This window comes from Actinoplanes palleronii (assembly GCF_016862315.1).
Lineage (GTDB): Bacteria > Actinomycetota > Actinomycetes > Mycobacteriales > Micromonosporaceae > Actinoplanes > Actinoplanes palleronii.
Genome location: NZ_BOMS01000177.1, coordinates 1 through 4,223 on the forward strand (window position 1 = coordinate 1; position 4,223 = coordinate 4,223).

Sequence of the window (4,223 nt, forward strand, 5' to 3'; positions counted from 1 at the left end):
GCGGTGTCGTCGTTCGGGATCAGTGGCACCAACGCGCACGTCATCCTCGAAGCCCCGGCACCCGCCACGGCCCCGCCGGTCCCGGCTGCGGCGCCGCCGGTCGTCCCGGTTGTGCTCTCCGCTGCGACCGACCAGGCCCTTGCCGGGCAGGTGGCCAGGCTGCGGGACCACGTGCTGGCTCACCCGGAGATCACCCTGGGCGACGTTGCCTGGACGCTCGCCCACCGTTCCCCGCTCGCCCGGCGCTTGGTCCTGCCGGTCGCTGGGCGCGAGGCCCTGCTCGCCGCGCTGGACGAGCCGCTCCCGGTGGCACCGGCGCGGCCCGGGGCCCTCGCGGTCGTCTTCACCGGCCAGGGTTCCCAGCGTCTCGACATGGGACGCGGGCTCTACCAGACGTTCCCGGTGTATGCCGCCGCCTATGACGAGGTCGCGGCGCTGCTGGAGCTGCCCGCGGAGCCGGAGGTGGAGCAGACCGGCTGGGCCCAGCCGGCGATCTTCGCCCTCGAGGTGGCCCTGCTTGCCCTGGTGCGGTCATGGGGTCTCCACCCGGACGTGGTTGCGGGCCATTCGATCGGTGAGATCGCGGCGGCCTACGCGGCCGGTGTCCTGACCTTGGCCGACGCTGCCACGCTGGTGTCCGCGCGGGGCCGTCTCATGCAGGCGCTGCCCGCTGGCGGAGCGATGCTGGCGGTGCAAGCGTCCGAGGACGAGGTCCGGGCGGCGTTCCCGGATGTCGACATTGCGGCGGTCAACGGGCCGCGTGCGGTGGTGGTGTCAGGGATTGATGCGGACATTTCACCCATCGAAGCGCACGGCTGGAAGACGACCCGGCTGCGGACCAGCCACGCGTTCCACTCGCGGCTGATGGAGCCGATGCTGGACGACTTCCGCGGCGTGGTGTCGTCGCTGACGTTCTCCGAGCCGCGACTGAAAATGATCTCGACGGTCGAGCCCGATGCCCGGTGGACCGACCCGGAATATTGGGTGCGGCAGGTCCGCGAGCCGGTGCGGTTCGCCGACGCCGCAGCCCGCCTCGACGCCGGCCGGGTCCTGGAGCTCGGCCCGGACACCGTCCTCGCCACTCTCGTGCCTGATGCCGTCGCGGCGCTGCGCCGTGGCCGCGACGAGGTCACCACCCTGCTCACCGCGCTCGGCGAGCTGCACACCGCCGGCCAGGCCGTCGACTGGAAGGCTGTGCTCGACGGCGGCACGCTGCTCGACCTGCCCGGCTACGCCTTCGACCACCAGCGCTACTGGCCGCGCCGGCGCACCCTGGCCGCCGCCGACGCCGCCGGGCTCGGCCTGACCGAAACCGGACACGCGCTGCTCGGCGCCGCCATCGCGCTGCCCGACGCGCCGGAGAGCGTCCTCACCGGCCGGCTCTCCCTGGCCACCCACCCGTGGCTCGCCGACCACCGCGTCCTCGGTGCCCCGGTGGTCCCCGGCACCGCGCTGGTCGAAATGGCCCTCGCCGCCGGGCTCCGGATCGGCGCGCCGGTCCTGGAGGAACTGCTGCTGCAGGCACCGCTGACCGTGCCCGGCACCGGTGGCGTCCAGATCCGCACCACCGTCGGCGCGCCGGACGGCGACGCGCGGCACCGGGTAACCGTCCACGCCCGCACCGGCGACGACCTCCCATGGACCCTGCACGCCACCGGCCTGCTCGCCCCCGAGGCCGGCCCTGGTCTGCCCGGGTCCGCGGGCGGCCCCGGGCTCCTCGGGCCTGAAGGCGGCACCGGTCTCCCCGGGGCCGAGGGCGGCACCGGTGACGACGTCGACCTCGTCGTCTGGCCGCCCACCGGCGCCGACGAGATCGACCTGGCCGGCCTGTATGAGGCGTTCGCCGACGCCGGTCTCGACTACGGTCCGGCGTTCCGCGGCCTGCGCCGCGCCTGGCGCACCGCCGGAGCCGTGCACGCCGAGGTGGCCCTTGCCGGTTCGTCCGAAGGGTTCGGCCTGCACCCGGCGCTGTTCGACGCGGCCCTGCACGCGCTCGGCACCGGCGGCCTGCTGGAGCCGGCCGACGGCGCCCGGCTGCCGTTCGCCTTCACCGGCGTGCGGGTCACCGGCGCCGCCACCGGCACGCTGCGGGTCCGGCTCACCCCGGGCGACGCACCCGGCGCCGTCCGCCTGCTGCTCACCGACGGCGCCGGCTTGCCGGTCGCCAGGGTCGACAGCCTCACGCTGCGGCCGGTCACCGCGGGCCGGCCGGTCGCCGCCGCGGACCGGCTCGTCTTCGGCCTGGACTGGGTCGCCCAGAGTGTCGCTGCGGCGGCCGGCCCGCCGATCGCCGTCGCGCTCGGCGACCCGCTGCCGGCACCGGCACCGGTGGTGCTGGTCGACGCGACCGCCCCCGGCACCGCCCTCGACCGCAGCACCGCGCTGCTCGCCCTGCTGCGGGAATGGCTGGCGGACCCGGCGCGGAGCGGCGACCGGCTGGTGATCCGCACGTCCGGCGCGGCCGGTGACGACATCACCGACCCGGACGGTGCGGCGCTGTGGGGTCTGGTCCGTTCCGCGCAGTCCGAACACCCGGACCGGCTGCACCTGCTCGACGGCCCGGAAGCCGCGTACTACCCGGTCCCACAGGCGGTTGTCCGCGACGGTGTGGTGCGGGTGCCGCGGCTGGCCCGGATCCCGGTGTCCGGCGCCGTGCGCCTCGGCGACGGTGTCGTGGTGGTGACCGGCGCGACCGGCACCCTGGGTGGGCTGGTGGCCCGGCATGTGGCTGCGGCTTACGGGGTCCGAGAGCTGCTGTTGCTGTCCCGCTCGGGCGGGACTCTCGACATCGACGGTGTCAACGTGCGGGCGGTGGCCTGCGATCTGGCCGACCCGGATGCGGTCGCCGAGGCGCTGCGGGGTGAGCCGGTGACCGCGGTGATCCACGCGGCTGGGGTGCTCGACGACGCGCTGCTGGCGGATCTGACGCCGCAGCGGCTCGCCACGGTGTTCCGGGCCAAGGTCGACGCGGCGCGCAACCTGCGCGAGGCCACGCGGGACCTGCCTCTCGCGGCGTTCGTGCTCTATTCCTCGGCGGCCGGGCTGTTCGGCAACGCGGGACAGGGCAACTACGCGGCGGCGAATGCGTTCCTTGACGCGTACGCAATCTTCTTGCGATCTGAAGGCGTTCCCGCGACGTCTCTCGCCTGGGGTTTGTGGGACGCCGGGATGGGCGAGGGTGTCGACCGGGACCGGATGCGCCGCGGTGGCGTCCTCGCGCTCACCGCCGACGAAGGGCTCGCCGCCTTCGACGCCGCGCTCGGCAGCGCCCGGCCGCTCGTCGCGGCCCTCGCCGTGGACACCGGAGCCCTGCGCACCGCGGAGTTCCTGCCGCCGCTGCTGGCCGGCCTGGTGCCCGGCCGCGCCACCACCCCGGCCGGTTCGCTCGGTCGCCGGCTGGCCGCGCTGCCCGGGCACGAGCGCACCCGGGCCCTGCTGGACCTGGTCGGCTCCCAGGTGGCGGCGGTGCTCGGCTACGCCGACGCGGACCGGATCGACCCCGGCCGCGCCTTCGGCGACCTGGGGTTCGACTCGCTGACCGCGGTCGAACTGCGCAACCGGCTCGCGGCGGCAACCGGGCTGCGGCTGCCCTCCACGCTGGTCTTCGACTACCCGAACGCCGCTCTGCTGGCCGCGCACCTCGACGAGGAACTCTCCGGGCTGCGGGTGGCCGATCCGGCGGTGGCCGCACCGCGCGCCCGAACCGCCGACGAGCCGATCGCGATCGTCGCCATGGCCTGCCGTTATCCGGGCGGGGTCGCCTCACCGGACGACCTGTGGGACCTGGTGGCCGCCGGTGGCGACGGGGTCGGGTTCTTTCCTGAGGACCGCGGTTGGGCGGACATTTACCACCCAGACCCAGACCATTTGGGTACGTCGTACACGCGCGAGGGTGGCTTCCTCTACGGCGCCGGCGACTTCGATCCGGAGTTGTTCGGTATCTCGCCGCGTGAAGCCCTGGCGATGGATCCGCAGCAGCGGCTGCTCCTGGAGACGTCGTGGGAGGCGTTCGAACGGGCCGGTATCAACCCGTTGGGACTGCGCGGGCAGCGCATCGGGGTGTTCGCGGGCGTGATGTACCACGACTACGGGTCGCAGACCGCCGAGGTGCCGGCCGGGGTCGAAGGGTTCCTCAGCACCGGGAGCTCCGGCAGCGTGGCCTCCGGGCGGGTGTCCTACACGTTCGGCCTCGAAGGCCCGGCGGTCACGGTCGACACGGCGTG

1 protein-coding gene is annotated in these 4,223 nt (G+C 74.6%); it reads left to right on the plus strand.

The window, feature by feature from the left end; genetic code table 11:
* A partial coding sequence (locus Apa02nite_RS47990; protein ID WP_203831112.1) for a beta-ketoacyl synthase N-terminal-like domain-containing protein occupies window positions 1-4,223 on the plus strand: 4,223 nt, incomplete at both ends.